The following is an 18,984-nucleotide window of genomic DNA, read 5'->3' on the forward strand; positions in this document are numbered from 1 at the left end:
CGGAACAACGTTGGTAAACCACAGCACGCCGCTGACGACGATTTCGTTCCACACTGAAAGGGCAAAACGATGACACAACCAACGATAGATCAAGCGTACCTGGCAAAACGCCAACTGCGCAAAGGCACCGCTGGCTGGATGCTGCTGGCGGGCCTCGGGGTTTCCTACGTAATTTCCGGTGATTTCGCCGGGTGGAACTTTGGTATTGCTGAAGCTGGCTGGGGTGGCTTTGCGATAGCCGCGTGTCTAATGGCGTTAATGTATCTGGCGCTGGTGCTGTCACTTGCCGAAATGTCGGCGGCGATACCCGCGGCTGGGGGCGGATACAGCTTTGCCCGCCAGGCAATGGGGCCTGCTGGCGGCTATCTGACCGGGTTGGCCGTATTGATCGAGTATGCCCTGGCGCCAGCGGCCATTGTGATCTTCATTGGCGCCGCCGTAGAGTCGTTGCTGGGTATCAACGGCCCGCTGGTCTACCTCATTTTCTACGCGCTGTTCATCGGCATTCACTTGGCGGGTGTGGGGGAAGCGCTAAAAGTCATGATGGTCATCAGTGGCTTGGCCGTGTTTGCCATCCTGGCCACCGCGGTCGCCCTGATCGGAGATTTTGACGCCGCCAACCTGTTCGATATTGCCCCCACCGATGCAGCGGGTGCGAGCACCTTTATGCCCTTTGGCTGGTACGGCGTCTGGGCGGCACTACCCTTTGGTATGTGGCTGTTCCTGGCGGTGGAAGGCGTACCGCTGGCGGCCGAAGAGGCTAAAGACCCCGCCCGGGACATGCCCAAAGGCATTATCGGCGCGATGCTGTTTCTGCTGTTCACAGCGCTGTTGGTCGTGGTGCTGCTGGCCGGTGCCGCGGGCGCCGAGATGATCGGTCAAAGCGGCGTGCCGCTGGTGGACGCGCTGAATGCAGCGGGCAATCCGACCTTGGCAACCGTGGTGAACGTGCTGGGCCTGGCGGGGCTGATTGCTTCCTTCTTTTCGATCATCTACGGCTATAGCCGGTTGGTCTTTGCGCTTTCACGGGCGGGGTACCTCCCCAAGGCGCTGTCGCTGACCAGTGGCCGTAAAGTGCCTTATCTTGCCCTGATCGTGCCCGGCGTGTTTGGCTTTCTGGTGTCGTTGAGCGGTGAAGGCGACCTGATGCTGGGCATGGCCGTGGTCGGTGCGACGATCTCTTATGCGCTCATGGCACTCAGCCATATTCTACTGCGGGTAAAACAACCCGACCTGCCGCGTCCGTATAAAACGCCTGGCGGTGTCGTTACCTCGGGGATTGCACTGGTGCTTTCCCTGGTTGCGCTCACCGGGGTATACGCCTTCGACCCACGCGCCTTTAACTACACTATCGTGCTGTTCATTGTTGGCGCAGCTTACTTCTTCCTCTACAGCAAGAATCACCTCGTAGCGAAAACCGCCGAGGAGGAGTTTGCGTTGGTGGTCGCGTCACCTGAAGATCTGGATGATATTGACTCAGATCCTGTGGTCACGACAGCGAAGCTGTAATTCACAAGACTAATCGCCTAGGCTGAACAAGCCTCTTTGCCCAGCGGCAAAGAGGCTTTTTTGGCTAATGATAAGGAGTCGTCATGGCGTTGACATTTGATAGTCCCAGCGAGCAGCAGCGCTGGTACTCCGTTGATGATGGCGTGATGGGTGGCGTTTCAAAGAGTGGTTTTTGCGTTACCGATGGCGTAGGTCGCTTTCAGGGCGAGGTGTCGCTTGAAAACGGTGGTGGCTTTGCCTCCGTTCGCCGCGAGCCCAATGGGTTCGAGCCAACGCTAGCGGATGCCCAGGGCATAGAGCTGACCGTGCGGGGCGACGGACGTACCTATCAACTGCGCTTGAAAAGCACCTCCCTTGGCAATGCCTCAGCGTACCGAGTGAAATTTACGCCTTCTCAAGATGCCTGGGAGACGCTGTACTTCTCATGGGATGCTTTTGAAGCGGTGAGGCGGGGAACGCTATTGAGTGACGCCCCGGCAGTAACGCCAAGCGAGATTCACCAACTTGGCTTTTTAATCGCTGACCGCACCGCGGGGCCTTTTTGCTTACGGCTCAAACGTATTGCGGCAGTGCGCTAAACTGGGGCTACCCAACCAAGGTCGTCTCGCATGTAGTTTGCCGTTAGGCAACGCTAGCGCAAATCAACAGGAGCCCAGCCCGTGAAGCACTCGCCTGCGTACCGCTTAGCGACGACGATTTTGCATGGCTTTGATGAGTACCGTGCACGTTTTAAGGAGATTACCGCCGATGCCAGCCGTCGTTTCCGTGACGCGGCGTGGCGCGAAACGCAGCAGGCATCCGCCGAGCGCATCAATCTCTATAAGGAAAAGATTGATGACACTCTGGGGCGCTTAAAGCGTACCTTTGATCCCGAGGTGGTGTCTCACTGCGAGTGCTGGCGCGAGGCGCGCAACCACTACGCTGAGTTGATCAGCCACCGACTCGATTATGAGCTCGCTGAAACCTTCTTTAACTCGCTGTTCTGCGCTATTTTCCATCATCGCCATATCCGCAACGACTGGATGTTTGTGTATAGCTCCCGGGAAGATGCCGCCCACCGCTCGGGAATTGACCTATGCCGTCGCAAACAGGTTAATGGCGACTGGCAGGCTGCCCTCAAATGGGCACTTATCGATGCCCCCTTCGAAAATCGCTTTGCGGAAATAGATCAGGATACTCATCTCGGCGCCACCTTCTTACAGCAGCACTTACCCTCGGCGATTTTGAATGCCAGTGATGCTGAAATCGAGCTACTGAATAGCGTCTTTTATCGCAATAAAGGCGCCTATTTGGTGGGGCGAATCCTGGGCGGCGGCGAGCAGGTGCCGCTGGTGCTGCCGGTACTCCATGGCGAAGGGTTTGGTGAGCAGCAGGGGGGCGACCCTTGCCTACACCTGGATACGGTACTGATCGAAACCGACGAGGTGTCGATTATTTTCTCCTTCACCCGCGCCTACTTCCAAGTTGAGGTAGCGGTACCCAGGGAGTTTGTCGATTACCTGCAGCAGCTGATGCCGCACAAACCGGAAGGCGAACTCTACGCTGCCATCGGCTTCTTCAAACATGGTAAAACCGAGTTTTTCCGGGCACTGAATCGTCAGGTCGCTAAGCGCGAGGATCAGTTTATTATCGCCCCAGGCGTGCGCGGCATGGTGATGGCGGTGTTTGTACTGCCCAGCTTTCGCACCGTCTTTAAGATCATTAAAGATAAATTCGACCCGGCCAAAGACGTGACCCACGCCGTAGTGCGAGAAAAGTATCGGCTAGTGAAACGTCATGACCGGGTAGGGCGCATGGCTGATACTCAAGAGTTCTCCAATTTTATTGTCCGCCAGGATCATTTTGCGCCGGAGTGCCTGGAGCACTTACTGGAAGTGGCTCCCTCAACCGTTGTGTTGAAAGACGATAAGGTGATTATCAAGCACTGCTATACCGAGCGGATGATGACGCCGCTGAACATCTACCTGGAACAGTGCAGCGACCAAGAGAAGGAGACGGTGCTTAAGGATTACGGCAATGCCATTAAGCAAATGGCCGCGGCGAACATCTTTCCTGGCGATATGCTGCTGAAAAATTTTGGCGTGACACGCCATGGAAGGGTGATCTTCTACGACTACGATGAAGTTTGCTACCTCACCGAGTGCCGTTTTCGGCATATACCCAAATCCCAGGGCAATGACTTCCAGGGGGGGGATACGTTATCTATCGGCCCTAACGATATTTTTCCTGAGGAGTTTGGGCCTTTTATGTTCGCTAATAAGATCCTACGCGACATGTTCATGGCGCAGCACCCCGAGCTATTTGATCCGGAATACTGGCTGGAACTGCAGCAGGCCATCATCGATGGGCGCGTCATCGATGTTTATCCTTACCGTAACAAGCAGCGTTTTGCGGGCAACATCGGCCAGCTAGTATATTAGTGTTCTACTTAAGAAAAAGTGGAACATAAACGACGAGGTAAACATGGCAGCAAGCCCGCATTTGGTGGTATTTACCGGCTCGGGGATTAGCGCCGAGAGCGGGATTAAAACCTTTCGCGCTAGCGACGGCCTGTGGGAGAACCATCCGGTCGAGGATGTGGCGACCCCCCAGGCGTGGCAGCGCAATCCGCAGCAGGTATTGGATTTCTATAATCAGCGCCGCGAGCAGATCCGTCGCGCCAAGCCCAACGCCGCCCATAAAGCGCTGGCTGCACTGGAGCAAGACGGCTTTAGCGTCAGTATCATTACCCAGAACATTGATGACCTACACGAGCGTGCAGGCTCTCGCCATGTATTACATCTGCACGGCGAGATTTTAAAAGCACGTTCGTCAATCGATGAGCGCATGCGCTACCCGCTGCCGAAAGGTGGCATAGAACTGGGCAGCGTGTGCGACAAGGGCAGCCAACTGCGACCCGACGTGGTCTGGTTTGGCGAGTCGGTGCCGCTGTTTGCGGAGGCCTGTGACCTTGTTAGCCAGGCTGACTTTCTGCTGGTCGTTGGCACGTCGCTGGCAGTCATGCCTGCCGCTTCGCTGCTCTCGTACATTGACTACGACACGCCCTGCGCACTGGTCGACCCGGAGGCGGATATGCTCAGCCCGCCAGGTGTATTGGCAATTAACACCACCGCTGGAGAAGGCGTTCCAGCGTTGGTAAACCGCTGGAAGCAGCAGGGTAATCTACTGTTGTCTTGAAAATTCGAGACTGGATCGGCACAGCCTTCTGCGGGGGCGCTGTAAACCCGTCCATGGGCGCTACTTTTGTCATCTGACCGCCATGGATGGCGGAAATGCCGGAATTGTTGGGAACATTTTCCGGTCATGACAAAAGACCCCCGCTACAGGCTGATCCCGATCTCGTGTTGAGTAATCATTGTGGCTTTATTGAGGCCTTAAGAACCACGCCTTCATTACATCGGTAATCTGGCTAATTTCCGCTTCAGAAGTAATGTAGGCGGGCATGGTATACAGCCAGCGGCCAATGGGGCGCAGCCAAACGCCGCGCTCCCGGGCGAAATCGCCTACCCCCTTTAGCGCCTCGGCGGAGTGCGCTTCGATAACGGCGGTGGCGCCAAGGACTCGAACGTCAGCTACGGCCGGGTGCGCGTTCAGCGCCTGGTCTTCGAGTAGCTCACGCTGCAGTTGCTGGCTGAGTGTCGCAATCTTGCCAAGATAGTCTTCCTCTTCGAACACGCGCAGACTCTCTAATGCCACGCGGCAGGCCAACGGGTTGCCCATAAAGGTAGGCCCGTGCATAAAGGCGTGCTGGGGAGTATCGCCGATAAAGGCATCGTGAACCCGATCTGTGGCGAGCGTTGCAGCGTGGCCTAAATAGCCGCCGGTCAAACCTTTGGAGAGCACCATGATATCCGGCGTGATGCCCGAATGGTCGGCGGCAAACAGTTTGCCGGTGCGGCCAAAGCCGGTGGCGACTTCGTCAAAAATCAACAGCACCCCAAACTCATCGCACAGTTCCCTGGCGCCAGTAACATAGTCTGGCGAGGTCATGTTGAGCCCGCCTGCCGCTTGTAACAGGGGCTCCATAAGAAGCGCGGCAATCTCGTGGTGGTGGCGCTCCAGTACGCTACGCAGGGCGCTAAGGTCGTGCTCGACCTGTTCAGCGGTGGCATCAAAAGGGGCCGTGGGCGCCGGGGCGAAATGGTGCTGGGGGAGCAGACTGGTGAACAGGCTATGCATGCCCTCTTCCGGGTCGCACACCGCCATGCAACCGGTGGTGTCGCCATGATAAGCCTTCATCAACGAGAGCATCTTTTGCTTGCCTGAGTGGCCGGCAAGTACCTGGTACTGCAGCGCCATTTTCATCGCCACTTCCATGCCCACCGAGCCGCTGTCCGAATAGAAGACGTGATTCAGCCCGGTGGGGGTAATGCGCACCAGCTCGCGGGCCAACTGGTCGGCGGGGTCATGGGTCAAGCCGCCAAGCATCACGTGGCACAGCTCGCCTGCCTGTTCGCGAATGGCCGCCACCAAACGGGGGTGGCCATAGCCGTGAATCATGCACCACCAGGAGCAGGTGGCATCCAGCAGGCGTTCACCGCTCTCAAGCATAAAGTGAGCGCCCTCACCGCCAACCACCTTAGGTGCGGGTGTCTGGGTTTTTAGGTGAGCATAAGGGTGCCAAACTGGCGTTTTCATAACGGCTCCAGGGAAAGACAGGGGGCGGCATTCGCGGCGTTGGGGGCATCTAGATGGGGAATAATGCCTAAACAGGGAGCCGCCAGCTTGGCGTTTAGATGGGCAATATTGGCCTCAAAGCGGGCTGTGTCAGCCGCAAAAGCGGGGTCTACCACGCTGCCTGCCCAGCCGGCTAATACCAAGCCGTCGGCGCGAATGGCTTCTGCGGTTAAGCGGGCATGATTCAAGCAGCCCAGCTTTAGGCCAACCACCAGAATCACCGGTAGCTCAAGCGCCATCGCCAGGTCGGCAAAATCTTCCTGTTCGTTTAACGGTACGCGCCAGCCGCCGGCGCCTTCAATCAGAGTGATGTCTCTGGGTGTTTGGCTAAGCGTTTCGCGCAGCAAGCTAACGATGGTGCTAATCTCAAGCGGCTGACCCGCCTCTAACGCAGCGAGGTGAGGCGCAATGGCGGGGGCAAAGGCGATGGGATTCACCGTGGCGTAGTCGACCGGCGGCACGCTTTGATGCTGAAGGGCGAGAGCATCACTATTTTGCAGGCCTTCAGGCGTCGCTTGGCTGCCTGAGGCGATAGGTTTCAAGCCCAGCGTGCTCAACTGCTGTTGGCGGGCGGTATATAGCAATCCGCTGGTCACCAATGTTTTACCCGCATCGGTATCGGTGCCAGTCACAAACCAGACGTTCATAGCGATTTTTCCAATTGCAGCGTTAAGCAGTGGTAACTCACGGGTAGGCCTTCCGGTTGGCGGAGTTGTTCAAAGCGCGCTTGTGCGGCGGCGATGTCATTTCGACTAAGGCTGGCTTGTGGCCGGGCAATCTGGGCGCCGACACCTTTGATGGACGCCATTACCGCCTTCAAGTCAGGGTAATAGAAGCGCTCAACGGTGGCCGTCTGCCGGGTGATGGTTAAGCCGCTTTCGCCGATGGCTCTCTCGACGCTGGCGCGATCAGGCGTTTGCAGCAGCGCTTCGGGTCTCTGCCAGGCATGGCCAACTTCTTTCAACGTTCCTGGCAGCAGCGTCGTAATATGCGCCAATCCCCCGGGCGTGAGGACCCGGTAAAGCTGCTCCATCACCGCGCCAATGTCGGGGCACCACTGCACCGCCAGGTTGGAAAACACCAGATCAAATGCATGCTTACCAAACGGCAGTGCCGCGGCGTCTCCCGGTTGCCAATGAATGCTTTCACCGTGGTGCTGGCGGGCCTGTTCCAGCATGCCGGGGGCTAAATCTAACCCCGTTATACGAGCATTCGGGTAACGTTCAGCCAACCGCTGTGTCCAGTAGCCGGTACCACACCCCATATCCAACACGTTAAAAGCGTGTGGAGGTAACGAACCCCAAAGCTTCTCGCCTATGTGGCGTTGTGCTGTGGCTAACGCATCGTAGCGGGGAGCGGCCCGGGAGAAAGCGTGGGCGACCCGTGCCTGCCAGTTAACCTCAGCCTTCAGCGTTAGATCGTTCATAAAACCGCCGTACTGATGTCAGTCATCTGTCTGGCATGATGGCCAATCGTTGCTGCGAGTGCCTGGGGCTGCGAGAGCATCGGGCAGTGGCCGACATCGCTTAGGGGCTTGCTTACGCGGCGCTGGGCGGGGCTGATGAGTGGATCATGGTCGCCGATGAGACGTACCACTGGGCAAGGGGGCGCCGCTAGGCGTGGGCGATTATCAATGGTTGCCAGCCAGTGTAGGCCGGTAGCCAAGGTGGGGCTGTCGGCAGGCGGTGTATCGCCCAATAAATCACGCAGTTGCCGGTGAACTTGCCGGGGGCCTGGCTCACCTTGGGTCTGCCAGCGCAAAAAGTGTTGCCAGGTCGCGGTGGGGTCGCGTTGAAAGGCGCGTTGGAAGGCGCTCAGCTCGGCGCTAGTGACGCCACCTTGGGCGCTGGCCTTGCCTTTGACACAGAACGTCTCCCCCGCACCGAGCAGAATCAGGCCCCGAGGTGGGGGAAGATATGCCAGTAGCGCCGTAGCAAGTAGCCCACCCAATGACCAGCCGACCCAGACCGCATCGCTGGCTAACGGCTCGGCCATAGTGTCGGCCAACTCTTGCAGCGCCGCGTTGGCCTCAAGCGGCGGCGTATCGCCATAGCCGGGCCAATCCACCGCCTGGGCAGCTAGGCAGGCGGGCCAGTGCGCCTCAAGCGGCTGCCAAATACGCTGGCCGATTCCCCAGCCGGAGAGCAGGATTAAGCGCAGGGGCTGCATAACGCCTCTTGGTGCTGGCAGTGGTGGAGCGCGGCTAACAGTTGATCAATATCGTCGTGCTGATGGCGAGAGCTTAAAGTCACACGCAGACGGGATTCACCCTTGGGCACTGTTGGCGGTCTAATCGCCCCCACCTGTATACCCTTTTGCTGGAGATGTAATGCCCAGCCTAGGGTGCGCGTTTCATCGCCCAGGATCAGCGGCTGAATGGGGGTGGCCGAATCGCTGAGAGCTAGCCCCAGGTGCAGCGCCTCACGGCGAAAGTAAGCGATATTGGCGTTTAGCTGAGCGCGGCGTTCCGGTTCGCCCTGAACGATCTCCAGCGCTTTTAAAGTCGCGGCGGAGATGGCCGGAGGTTGGGCGGTGGTATAGACATAGCTGCGTGAAAACTGGATCAGGTGATCGATTAACTCGGTATCACCAGCAACAAACGCCCCGGCGGTGCCTAATGCTTTTCCTAACGTGCCGACAAGAATCGGCACGTCCTTACTACTCCAGGTGTTGCCCACGCAGCCGCTGGCATTGTCGCCTAGCACGCCTACGCCGTGGGCATCATCGATCATCAGCCAGGCGCTGTGCTGCTGACTGACTTCGACCAGCGTGGCAATATCGGCGATATCGCCATCCATACTGAAAACACCATCGCTGACCACGAGCTTATGCGCGCACTCACTGCGTGCCAGCAGGCTGTTCAGATCAATGGCATCGCGGTGATGAAAGCGCCGCGAGCGGGCACCGCTTAACGCGGCGCCATCAATTAGCGATGCGTGGTTGAGGCGATCCTGGAAAATAGCGGTATGGCGATCTGCCAGCGCTTGCAGCACACCGAGATTGGCCATATAGCCGGTAGAAAACAGCAGCGCACGTTCGCGGCCTGTCCAGCGCGCTAACGCTTCTTCCAGGGTGTCGTGAATCTCTAGATGACCGCTGACCAAGTGCGAAGCACCTGCACCCGCGCCAAACCGGCGCGCGCCTTCCGCCTGGGCTTCACACACGCGAGGGTCTAGGGTGAGGCCCAGGTAGTCGTTACCTGCAAAGTCGAGGGTATTGTTTTTGGCTACCTGACGAGTTCGCCAGCGCTCCGTCTGTTGACGATGAGCGCGGGCGTCGGCCAGACGCTGTTGCCACGCTTCAGACACTGGCGTCTACCGCCAGCTCGGCAACCCTTTCGGCGTGCACCTGCTGCTGTGCCTGTTGGGCAAGGCGTGCTGCTTGAGTATCTTCGCTTTCGCAGGTCTCGCGCTTCTCAGGGTGCAGGCCCAGCTTGGCAAACAGGGCACGGTCACGATCCACTTGGGGGTTGCCAGTGGTCAGCAGTTTGTCGCCATAGAAGATCGAGTTGGCACCGGCCAAAAACGCCAGCGCCTGGGTTGATTCGTTCATCTGCTCACGGCCAGCGGAGAGCCGTACATGGCTTTGCGGCATCAGAATGCGGGCGACCGCAATGGCGCGTATGAACTCGATGGGGTCTAAATCTTCAACATTTTCCAGCGGTGTGCCGGGCACTTTCACCAGCATATTGATCGGCACGGATTCAGGGTGCGGGGAGAGCTTGGCCAGCTGTTGCAACAGGGCGCTACGGTCTTTGGCATCTTCACCCATGCCGAGAATCCCGCCAGAGCAGACCTTCATGCCCGCATCGCGCACGTTGGAGAGCGTTTCCAGCCGGTCGCTGTAGGTGCGGGTGGTAATGATCTCGCCGTAGAACTCTGGCGAGGTATCCAGGTTGTGGTTGTAGTAATCGAGCCCCGCCGTGGCCAGCCGACTAGCTTGCTCGCCGTCGACCATCCCCAGCGTCATGCAGGTTTCAAGGCCCACGGCTTTCACCTGACGAACCATCTCTTCGACCAGCAGTAGATCTTTATCCCGCGGGCTTCGCCAGGCGGCGCCCATGCAAAAACGGCTGGCACCTGCCTCTTTCGCTGCCTTGGCTTGTTCGACGACCTTTTCAATTTCCAGCAGCTTCTCTTTCTCCAGCTGGGTGTTGTAGTGGCCGGACTGCGGACAGTATTTGCAATCCTCGGGGCAGGCGCCGGTCTTGATCGACAGCAGAGTAGAGACCTGCACCGCGTTAGCGTCGAAGTGGGCACGGTGAACCTGCTGGGCTTGAAACAGCAGATCATTGAACGGCAGCGCGAAAAGCGCGTTGATCTCATCCAGCGTCCAGTCGTGGCGCTGCGCATGAGGAAGCTGTTCGTGGGGCACGGTCATGGTGTAAACCTTTTTACCTTTAATAGTTGACGAGACTTTAGCGGCGTTGCGCTTTGGGTGTCAACGTTGGAGATTTTTTAGGTTTACGGTGGTGGTGGAAACATTCGTCAAAAGATGATGCGCTCATTTATACTCTGCGCCCTTTTTCACATTCTGGAGCGTGGATGTCTGATGTTGATAGCTCTGTTGACGAGAGCTCTGTGAATCATGATTCAGCCGCTGAACATCCGCGTCCGCCGCGGCGCGAGTTCAAGGCGCGGGGCAGTTTTGTCACCCGCTGCGATAACTGTCAGCTCCCCGTACTGAATTGCCTGTGCCCCTATCAGGTGAAGGCGGAGAGCCATGCTCAGGTGTGGTTATTGACCCACCCCTTGGAGCATTACAAGCCAACCAACACCGGGCGTTTGATTGGTGATGTGGTCACGACGACCCAAGTGTTTACCTGGTACCGCACGGCGCCGGATGCACAGCTGGCCGCGTTGTTGAAAGATCCTCTTTACGCGCCCTTTGTGATCTTTCCCGATGATCAGCCCGACTATGCGGATCGGGTGGTTGGCATAGACGCGGTGCATGCGGCGAAAGCGCAGGCGCGCATTCCGGTATTTATTATTCTGGATGGCACTTGGCGTCAGGCGCGGCGCATGTTCCGTAAAAGCGCTTATCTAGATGCTTTGCCCGTGCTGCCATTGAGAACCGAGCGCGAGACGCGCTACCGGCTGCGCAAACCGGCGTCAAAATCGCACCTTTGTACTGCGGAAGTGGCTATCGAGCTGCTGCGCCAGGGCGGGGATACGGTTGCTGCGGACGTGCTGGATGACTACTTTGAGGTGTTTAACGATAGTTATGCGGCGAGCCGATTGCATCACAAAATCGACCCGCCTACTGCAGCGATGCGGCGCCTAGCCGCCAAACAGAGCACCGGCGATTCTGAATCCGGCCACCCAGGTGCCCACCGCGGAGCCTAGCGTGGCGAGAATAAACACCAGCAGGGTGCGCGATACACGGTTTTTCCACCAGCCTTTCAACTGCGTTACATCGTGGCGTAGCGATGAAAAATCGCGCACTTTGGGTTTGCGCATAAAGAGCTCAACCCCAGCGGCCACAAAGCCAGCGCCGATGGTGGGGTTCAGCGAGGTGAGCGGCGCGGCAAAGAAGGTGGCAATCACGGTCACCGGGTGCGCCATGGCGATAATCGTCGCACCGCCAGAGAGAATACCGTTAATCAAGAACCACTCAAGCACCAGTTGCCAGCCAAGGTCGGTGTTGCGTGAAAAGCCAATCGCAAAGCCGGTAAGCACCAACGCGGTAATCAGCCACGGAAGCGCTTTCCAAAGCTTGGACGGTGGCGGGGTGGCTTCCAGCGATTCGCGCTCTACTTTTGGCTCCGCGGGTAGCGGGGCTTCAAGATGTTCGCCGGTACCTTTGAGGTGGCCTGCGCCGAGCACCACTAACACGTGCTGGTAGCGCCCCGGCGGCGCGTCTTCGGCCAAACGCAGTGCCATATAGCGGTCGCGCTCGCGAATCAACGGTGTATAGAGCGCTTCGGATTCGGCGGCGAACTCGCTGAAGGTGGCCTCCAGCATATCGCCCTCTTTGAGCTTTTCGATGTCCTCTTTGGAGACATCCTGACGCGATAACACGCTGCCAAGCAGGCCTGAAAACAGCGAGAAGCGCTGCCACCAGGGCACATTGCTGTAAATGCGTTTCAGCGTTACGCCGACATCGCGGTCAACCAGCAACAGCGGCAGTTTCAGTCGGTTAGCTTCCTCAACTGCCGCACGCATTTCGGCCCCCGGCTGAATGCCGGATTGGTCGGCAATCCGTTGCTGAAAGGCGCCCAGCGCCAGGCTTGCGGCCACCATGCCCGCTTTACCTTGTTTAAAGACTTGGAACAGATCCTGCTCGCCCATGGCATCCGGGTTGGACATGCTGTGGTGGCGGGCGTCACATAACTCAATAGCCACTGCATCAAAGGCGCCGCTTGCCAATAGCGCATGCACGTCGTCGGCACTTTCCGCCGACACATGGGCCGTGCCCAGCAGCGTGTAGCGGGTTTCACCGACAGTGATTGTTTTTAACGGCCCGCTGGTGGCTGGCAGCGAAGTCGGTGTTTCAGCCAGCGACTCCGCTTCTGCGTTGGGCGTTTCGTCGTGAGATGTATCTTCGTGGTTCATTAACAGCTCTCAAATCGATCAATAAGGGGGGCAGGCGTGAAGCGCTTAACGCCGCCAGAAAGCGGGGGTAAACAGCACCAGTACCGTAAAAATTTCCAGGCGACCGAGCAGCATAGCCATGACCAGTATCCATTTCGCCAAGCTAGGCATGTCGCCATAGTGAGTGTGGGATTCACCCAGTGCAGGGCCGAGATTATTGAGGGCCGAGCCCACCGTCGACCAGGCTGTGACCTGATCAACCCCGGTTGCCATGACGCCCACTAGCATTAAAAAGAACAGCATCACGTAGACTGAAAAGAACCCCCATACCGCTTGAGCAATGCTGTCGGGGACACTGACTTTACCTACTTTGACCGCAATCACCGCATTGGGGTGGATCAATCGCATGATTTCACGCATGCCCTGCTTGAGGATCAGAATGATCCTTATCACCTTCATGCCGCCACCGGTAGAGCCGGAGCAGCCGCCAACAAAGGCTGCCACAAACAGTAAAAAGGGCAGGGCGCCGGGCCACATGGAAAAGTCGGCAACGCTGAAGCCTGCTGTGGTGGCCACCGACACGACTTGGAAAACCCCATGTCTCAGACCGCGCGCGGTGTCGTAGGTGTCGGTTAACCACAGAGAGAGCACGGTGACCACGGACAGCGCGAGTAGAAATAGCATCAAAAAGCGCGCTTCGGGGTCGTGAAAGTAGTGCATCAGGCTTTTTTCACGCCAAGCGATAAAGTGTAGGCTAAAGCTGAACGCCGAAATCAACATAAAACCCACGCATATCATCTCGATGGTAGCGCTATCGAAATAGCCGATGCTGGCGTCGTGAGTGGAGAAGCCACCAATGGCGACGGTGGAAAAGCTATGGCTCAAGGCATCGAACCAGCTCATGCCCGCTAACATATAGGCGATCATGCAGGCCAGGGTGAGCGTGGCGTAGATATACCACAGCGCCTTGGCGGTTTCGGTGATGCGTGGTGTGAGCTTGGAGTCTTTCAACGGCCCAGGAATCTCGGTGCGATACAGCGCCATACCGCCCACGCCTAGAGTGGGCAAAATGGCGACGGCCAAAACGACGATCCCCATGCCGCCCAGCCACTGGAGCTGCTGGCGATAGTAGAGAATCGACTCGGGTAGAAAATCGATGCCGGTAATCACCGTGGCGCCGGTAGTGGTTAAACCGGAGAACGACTCAAATACCGCATCGGTGACGCCGAGAGAGCCTTCGCCGAATAGCATCAGCGGCAGTGAGCCGAACAGCGCCAGCACCGTCCAGAACATCGCGGCGATAATAAAGCCGTCGCGGATACGCAGCTCTTTTTGCGAGCGTCGATTGGGAAGGTAAAGCAGTAATCCCGTCGCCACCGAAATCGCAATACCGCTAATAAAGGCACTCCACACGCCGTCACGAAACCAGAGTGAAATCAGCGTTGGGGGGAGCATGGTAAGGCTGAAGAGCATCAGCAGCAGCCCCAAAATGCGCAAAATAACCCGCAGACTCATGGTTGTCGCATGCTCCTGTTATTAGCAGCCAGTGGCCGTGGTTCGAGGGTTATCAAAAGAACGTTAAGCCGACTTGGAACAGGCGCTCCACATCGCGAATGCGGCGCTTGTCGATCACAAATAGAATCACGTGGTCACCGCTCTCAACCATCACGTCGCCGTGGGCGATAATGACTTCCTTGCCGCGCACAATCGCACCGATGGTGGTGCCCTCGGGCAGGTCGATCTCGCGGATGGTACGCCCGACCACCTTGGAGGACTGCTTATCGCCGTGGGCGATGGCTTCAATGGCCTCGGCGGCGCCCCGGCGCAGCGAGTGAACGTTGACGATATCACCCCGACGCACGTGGGTGAGCAAGCTGCCGATGGTCGCCTGCTGGGGAGAAATAGCGATATCGATCTCGCCCCCCTGCACCAAATCCACGTAAGCGGCGTTGTTGATCAGCGTCAGCACCTTCTTCGCCCCCAAACGCTTGGCGAGTAGCGACGACATGATATTGACCTCGTCGTCGTTGGTCAGCGCGCAGAAGATATCGCACTCTTCGATATTCTCCTCTTCCAGCAAGCGCTTGCTGGTGGCACTGCCGTGGAGCACCACGGTGCGATCCAGTCGCTCGGAGAGGGTGGTGCAGCGCTCCAGGCTGTGCTCGATGATCTTGACCTGGTGGCTATGCTCCAAATGCTCCGCCAGCCGCTCGCCGATATTGCCACCCCCGGCGATCACGACCCGACGGAAGTCCCGCTCGACCCGGCGCAGCTCGCTCATCACTGCGCGAATATCCCGGCGGGCGGCGAGGAAGAACACCTCGTCGTCAGCCTCGATGACCGTATCGCCACGGGGAATGATTGGGCGGTTACGGCGGTAAATCGCCGCCACCCGGGTATCCACGTTGGGCATATGGCGGCGCAGAAAGGCCAAATCCTGGCCCACCAGCGGGCCACCGTAGAACGCTTTCACCGCCACCAGCTGTACCAGGCCACCGGCAAACTCCAAGACCTGCAAGGCGCCTGGGTGTTCGATCAGGCGGCGTACATGGTCGGTCACCACCTGCTCTGGGCTGATGAGTACATCAATGGGAATCGCTTCGTGGGCGAAGAGCCCTTTACGGGTCAAGTAGGCGGTGGCGCGTACACGGGCAATCTTGGTCGGGGTGCGAAATAGCGTGTGGGCGACCTGGCAGGCGATCATATTGATCTCATCGCTGTTGGTCACAGCGATCAACATATCAGCGTCTTCGCAGCCTGCCTGACGTAGCACAATGGGGTAGGAGCCCGCCCCGGTAACGGTGCGGATATCGAGTTTGGTATGCAGCTCACGAAGTTTTTTGGCGTCAGTGTCAACGACAGTGATGTCGTTCTCCTCGCGGGCGAGGTGTTCTGCCAGTGTGCCGCCGACCTGGCCGGCGCCGAGAATGATGATTTTCATTGCTGAGCATCGGTTCCATTAAAAGCGCCAGCGCAATATCGTTAAGACCAGGAGACGGTCTTAGGACTCAGTCCTGACGTTGAAGACGTAAATGGTCGTTCAGGTACGTCTATCATGCGCTGCAATAAAGACGGCGGCCAGTGTAAACCAGCCGCCGCCGAAAAGCAGGTGGGGATTACTCTAGCGTAAAGCCGACTTTAACCGTTACCTGCCAGTGGGCCACTTGGCCATCTTCAATATGGCCACGGGTATCGACTACTTCCAGCCAGCGCATGTGCTTAATCGTTTCTGACGCCTTGGCCAGTGCATTCTGAACCGCTTCCTCAATGCCCTTCTCGGAAGAGCCGGTCAATTCCACGTGCTTGTAAGTATGATGACTCATAGTACCTCCTTCCTTGTCATGAAATCACTGCCCCCGACATCAGTGAGCGCCTAGGCAGTGCGCTTCTCTAGTCTGGCATAAAAAAAGCCATCGTGACTGTTCTGGGCTGGAAACAGCTGGCGACCCGCGCCGCTGGAAATGCCCCAGGCAACATCGTTAGGCGTGGTGACATGGGCGTCAGGGGTGCGGGCGAGAAATGCCTCAATCTGCTCACTGTTCTCTTCCGGAAGCACCGAGCAGGTGGCGTAGAGCAGGGTGCCGCCTTCGCGCAGCATCGGCCAAAGGTTGTCTAACAGCTGACGTTGAAGCTTGGCCAGCGGCCGGATATCGTCTTTGCGCCGCAGCTTCTTGATATCCGGGTGACGGCGGATAACACCGGTGCCAGAGCAAGGGGCGTCGAGCAGGATGGCATCAAACGGCGTGCCGCTCCACCAGTCGCGCTCGGTCGCATCGGCGTGTTGGAGAACGGCCTCTACGCCTAGTCGGGTAAGGGTATCTTCCACCCGTGCCAGGCGCTGATTATCGCTATCGATAGCGGTAAGATTGATGTCGAACAGTTCGAGCAAATGGGCCGTTTTGCCGCCGGGGGCGCAGCAAGCATCCAGAACATGTGCACCTGGCCGTGGCGCAAGCACGGGCCCCAGCAGTACTGCCGAGAGTTGGGCGGCCTCGTCCTGAACGCTAATATGTCCCGCTTCGAAGCCAGGCAGCGCCGTGACATCGCAGGGTGTTTCCAGCGTGATGGCGTCTGGGGCGTGGGGGCACAGGTGACCACTCAACCCCTGCTCGGTCAACTGCGACAAGTAGGCTTCACGATCGTTGTGGTGCTGATTCACTCTCAACGTCATCGGGCCTGACTGGTTGTTGGCTTCGACAATCGCCCGCCACTGCTCTGGCCATGCCTGACGCAAGGCGTTAAGTAGCCAGGGTGGATGTTCTAACGCGACGCTCTCATCCCGGTCTACTTGGGCCTGGAGCGCCTCGGATTCGCGCTGCAATCGCCGCAAACAGCCATTTAACACGCGGGTGGCCCACTCCTTATTCAGCAAGCGCGCAGCGCCCGCGGTTTCACCTACTGTCGCGTGGGCTGGAATGCGCATGTACAACAACTGGTAAATACCCAGCAGCAGCAGCGCCTGAACATCGCTGTCGCGCTTTTTAAACGGTTGCTTAAGTAATGTGCCCGCTAAGGCTTCCAGACGCGGTAAGCGGCGGCAGGTGCCAAAGCAGAGCTCTTTGAGCAGCCCGCGGTCGCGAGCCACCACGCTGTGCTCATCCAGCCCCGCCAGTGAGCCTTGGTCGCTGAGCACCGGGGCCAGCGCGCGAGCCGCCGCGGCGCGGACTTCCTGACCACTGCCGCCTTGGGGGGAGCGCTTTTGGCTCATGGTGTTTCTCCTTCGCTGGCCTGAGCCGCTGGTTTACCAAGACGAGTACCGGTAGCAAGGCGCGCGTGGCGGGCATTGAGTAAGTCACGCACGTCCATGGCTTTACCGCCGGGCAGCTGTGCGCTGGTCACACAAAGTACCTCGCTGCCGTTTTCCCCACAGGCAATCCGCAGATGATCGTCGCCGTGGTCTAGTAGCATGCCGGGCTCGCAGGCTGGCTGATCGCCCTCTTCTACGTTCGCCATTAGCAGCCGCAGGCGATCATCGCCTAATGCGCACCAAGCCACCGGCCAGGGGTTAAAAGCGCGAATTTTGCTGGCTAACTGCTGGGCGGGCTGGGCAAAGTCGAGCTCGGCTTCCGCTTTGCTCAGCTTGGCGGCATAGGTGACGCCTTCCTCGGGCTGAGGCGTGGCATGCGCGGTGCCGGTGGCCAGGGCATCCAGCGTGTTGATCAACGCATTGGCGCCTTGAATCGCGAGACGGTCGTGCAAATCGCCGCCGGTGGTGCGGTTCGTAATGGGCGTGCGCACTTCCGTGAGCATCGCCCCGGTATCCAGGCCAGCATCCATCTGCATGATAGTTACACCCGATACGCTATCACCCGCCTCGATCGCCCGCTGTATGGGGGCAGCGCCGCGCCAGCGGGGCAGCAGCGAAGCGTGAACGTTAACGCAGCCGAGACGCGGTATGTCCAACACGGCCTGAGGAAGCAGCAGTCCATAGGCCACAACGACCATAATGTCGGCATTGAGCGCGGCCAGCTCGGCTTGAGCCTCGGGTTGCTTTAACGTCTGAGGCTGATAGACAGGCAGGCTGTGTTCCAGAGCCAGCTGTTTGACCGGGCTGGGCGTTAGCTTACGGCCGCGGCCAGCGGGGCGATCGGGTTGGGTATACACCGCCACCACCTCGTGCTGGCTTTCCAGCAGCGCGGCAAGGCTAGAGGCGGCGAATTCAGGTGTGCCAGCAAAAACAACGCGCAATCGTGACATATAAAGAGGGCTACCTGGCGTGAATGAGAGAAGTGTTAGGCGTCCTGCATCTGCTTGTGGCGTTTCTGCATTTTTTTGCGGATACGGTCGCGCTTTAGCGGCGACAAGTAGTCAACAAACAGCACACCCTCAAGGTGGTCGTACTCGTGCTGAATACAGTGTGCCAGCAGACCCTCTGCCTCTAACTCATAGGCCTCGCCATTACGATCCAGCGCGTTGAGCTGCACCTTAAGATAGCGCGGCACTTCGGCGTAGTGCTCGGGAATCGACAGGCAGCCTTCCGATAGTGGCTCTTTCTCGTCGCCAATGGGTGTATAGCGCGGGTTGATGAGCACCAGCGGCTGGGAGTTATCGTCGCTGACATCCATGACGACAATACGGCGATGGACATCGATCTGGGTCGCGGCTAGACCGATACCACGGGCGTCATACATGGTCTCCAGCATATCGTCGACGAGCTGGCGTACCTCATCGTCGACGGTTTCCACCGGAGCGGCCTTGGTGCGCAGGCGCTCATCGGGGAATTCAAGAATAGGAAGTTTGGCCATGGCGTTACAATCACCGTTAT

The 18,984-nt window shown here is 58.3% G+C and carries 18 protein-coding genes; 5 read left to right on the forward strand and 13 right to left on the reverse strand.

Going from position 1 to position 18,984, the window contains the following annotated elements; genetic code table 11:
• Window positions 1-69 precede the first annotated feature (69 nt).
• From eat to YERSI8AC_RS02790, 4 genes are all read left to right on the forward strand, one after another.
• Complete coding sequence (eat, locus tag YERSI8AC_RS02775) at window positions 70-1,509, forward strand: ethanolamine permease (protein WP_027957819.1); 1,440 nt, start codon at window positions 70-72, stop codon at window positions 1,507-1,509.
• 83 nt (window positions 1,510-1,592) lie between these two features.
• The gene (locus YERSI8AC_RS02780; RefSeq protein WP_022520108.1) at window positions 1,593-2,087 is read left to right on the forward strand and encodes a CIA30 family protein; all 495 of its coding nucleotides are present in this window, start codon (window positions 1,593-1,595) and stop codon (window positions 2,085-2,087) included.
• A gap of 81 nt (window positions 2,088-2,168) precedes the next feature.
• Window positions 2,169-3,929 carry a bifunctional isocitrate dehydrogenase kinase/phosphatase gene (aceK, locus tag YERSI8AC_RS02785; RefSeq protein WP_159176028.1) on the forward strand — a complete coding sequence of 587 codons (1,761 nt, stop codon included), beginning with the start codon at window positions 2,169-2,171 and terminating at the stop codon, window positions 3,927-3,929.
• A gap of 43 nt (window positions 3,930-3,972) precedes the next feature.
• Complete coding sequence (locus tag YERSI8AC_RS02790) at window positions 3,973-4,686, forward strand: SIR2 family NAD-dependent protein deacylase (RefSeq protein ID WP_159176029.1); 714 nt, start codon at window positions 3,973-3,975, stop codon at window positions 4,684-4,686.
• A 186-nt stretch (window positions 4,687-4,872) separates the two neighbouring features.
• Here the strand turns inward: YERSI8AC_RS02790 and bioA are convergent, their stop codons facing one another.
• From bioA to bioB, 6 genes are read right to left on the reverse strand one after another with little or no spacing between them, the layout of a single operon-like run.
• Window positions 4,873-6,147, reverse strand: a complete 1,275-nt coding sequence (bioA, locus tag YERSI8AC_RS02795) for an adenosylmethionine--8-amino-7-oxononanoate transaminase (protein WP_159176030.1) — start codon at window positions 6,145-6,147, stop codon at window positions 4,873-4,875.
• Entirely contained in the window at window positions 6,144-6,833 is a 690-nt protein-coding gene (gene bioD, locus YERSI8AC_RS02800) for a dethiobiotin synthase (protein WP_027957823.1), read from the reverse strand. Before bioD ends, bioA begins: the two co-directional genes overlap by 4 nt.
• Complete coding sequence (gene bioC, locus YERSI8AC_RS02805; protein WP_159176031.1) at window positions 6,830-7,612, reverse strand: malonyl-ACP O-methyltransferase BioC; 783 nt, start codon at window positions 7,610-7,612, stop codon at window positions 6,830-6,832. Before bioC ends, bioD begins: the two co-directional genes overlap by 4 nt.
• Window positions 7,609-8,355, reverse strand: coding sequence for an alpha/beta fold hydrolase (locus YERSI8AC_RS02810; RefSeq protein WP_041157557.1), 747 nt, complete (start codon window positions 8,353-8,355; stop codon window positions 7,609-7,611). Before YERSI8AC_RS02810 ends, bioC begins: the two co-directional genes overlap by 4 nt.
• Window positions 8,337-9,494, reverse strand: a complete 1,158-nt coding sequence (gene bioF / locus YERSI8AC_RS02815; RefSeq protein WP_159176032.1) for an 8-amino-7-oxononanoate synthase — start codon at window positions 9,492-9,494, stop codon at window positions 8,337-8,339. The genes YERSI8AC_RS02810 and bioF overlap by 19 nt, the downstream gene beginning before the upstream one ends.
• The gene (bioB, locus tag YERSI8AC_RS02820) at window positions 9,487-10,566 is read right to left on the reverse strand and encodes a biotin synthase BioB (protein WP_159176033.1); all 1,080 of its coding nucleotides are present in this window, start codon (window positions 10,564-10,566) and stop codon (window positions 9,487-9,489) included. Before bioB ends, bioF begins: the two co-directional genes overlap by 8 nt.
• 164 nt (window positions 10,567-10,730) lie before the next feature.
• Between bioB and YERSI8AC_RS02825 the strand changes: the two genes are divergently transcribed.
• On the forward strand, window positions 10,731-11,531 hold the full coding sequence (locus tag YERSI8AC_RS02825) for a tRNA-uridine aminocarboxypropyltransferase (RefSeq protein WP_159176034.1): 801 nt from the start codon (window positions 10,731-10,733) through the stop codon (window positions 11,529-11,531).
• Here the strand turns inward: YERSI8AC_RS02825 and YERSI8AC_RS02830 are convergent.
• From YERSI8AC_RS02830 to def, 7 genes are all read right to left on the reverse strand, one after another.
• Entirely contained in the window at window positions 11,466-12,740 is a 1,275-nt protein-coding gene (locus tag YERSI8AC_RS02830) for a TraB/GumN family protein (protein WP_159176035.1), read from the reverse strand. The genes YERSI8AC_RS02825 and YERSI8AC_RS02830 overlap by 66 nt on opposite strands.
• A 45-nt stretch (window positions 12,741-12,785) precedes the next feature.
• The gene (locus tag YERSI8AC_RS02835) at window positions 12,786-14,234 is read right to left on the reverse strand and encodes a TrkH family potassium uptake protein (protein WP_022520099.1); all 1,449 of its coding nucleotides are present in this window, start codon (window positions 14,232-14,234) and stop codon (window positions 12,786-12,788) included.
• A 52-nt stretch (window positions 14,235-14,286) separates the two neighbouring features.
• Window positions 14,287-15,660: a Trk system potassium transporter TrkA gene (trkA, locus tag YERSI8AC_RS02840; RefSeq protein WP_039860535.1), complete on the reverse strand. Its 1,374-nt coding sequence runs from the start codon at window positions 15,658-15,660 to the stop codon at window positions 14,287-14,289.
• Between the two features lie 175 nt (window positions 15,661-15,835).
• Window positions 15,836-16,042: a dodecin gene (locus YERSI8AC_RS02845; RefSeq protein ID WP_008959783.1), complete on the reverse strand. Its 207-nt coding sequence runs from the start codon at window positions 16,040-16,042 to the stop codon at window positions 15,836-15,838.
• A gap of 50 nt (window positions 16,043-16,092) precedes the next feature.
• Window positions 16,093-17,427: a 16S rRNA (cytosine(967)-C(5))-methyltransferase RsmB gene (rsmB, locus tag YERSI8AC_RS02850; RefSeq protein WP_159176036.1), complete on the reverse strand. Its 1,335-nt coding sequence runs from the start codon at window positions 17,425-17,427 to the stop codon at window positions 16,093-16,095.
• Complete coding sequence (fmt, locus tag YERSI8AC_RS02855) at window positions 17,424-18,416, reverse strand: methionyl-tRNA formyltransferase (RefSeq protein ID WP_009288389.1); 993 nt, start codon at window positions 18,414-18,416, stop codon at window positions 17,424-17,426. Before fmt ends, rsmB begins: the two co-directional genes overlap by 4 nt.
• A 35-nt stretch (window positions 18,417-18,451) precedes the next feature.
• Complete coding sequence (gene def, locus YERSI8AC_RS02860) at window positions 18,452-18,964, reverse strand: peptide deformylase (protein ID WP_022520096.1); 513 nt, start codon at window positions 18,962-18,964, stop codon at window positions 18,452-18,454.
• Window positions 18,965-18,984: the final 20 nt, after the last annotated feature.

It is taken from the genome of Halomonas sp. 113 (genome assembly GCF_904067645.1).
Lineage (GTDB): Bacteria > Pseudomonadota > Gammaproteobacteria > Pseudomonadales > Halomonadaceae > Vreelandella > Vreelandella titanicae.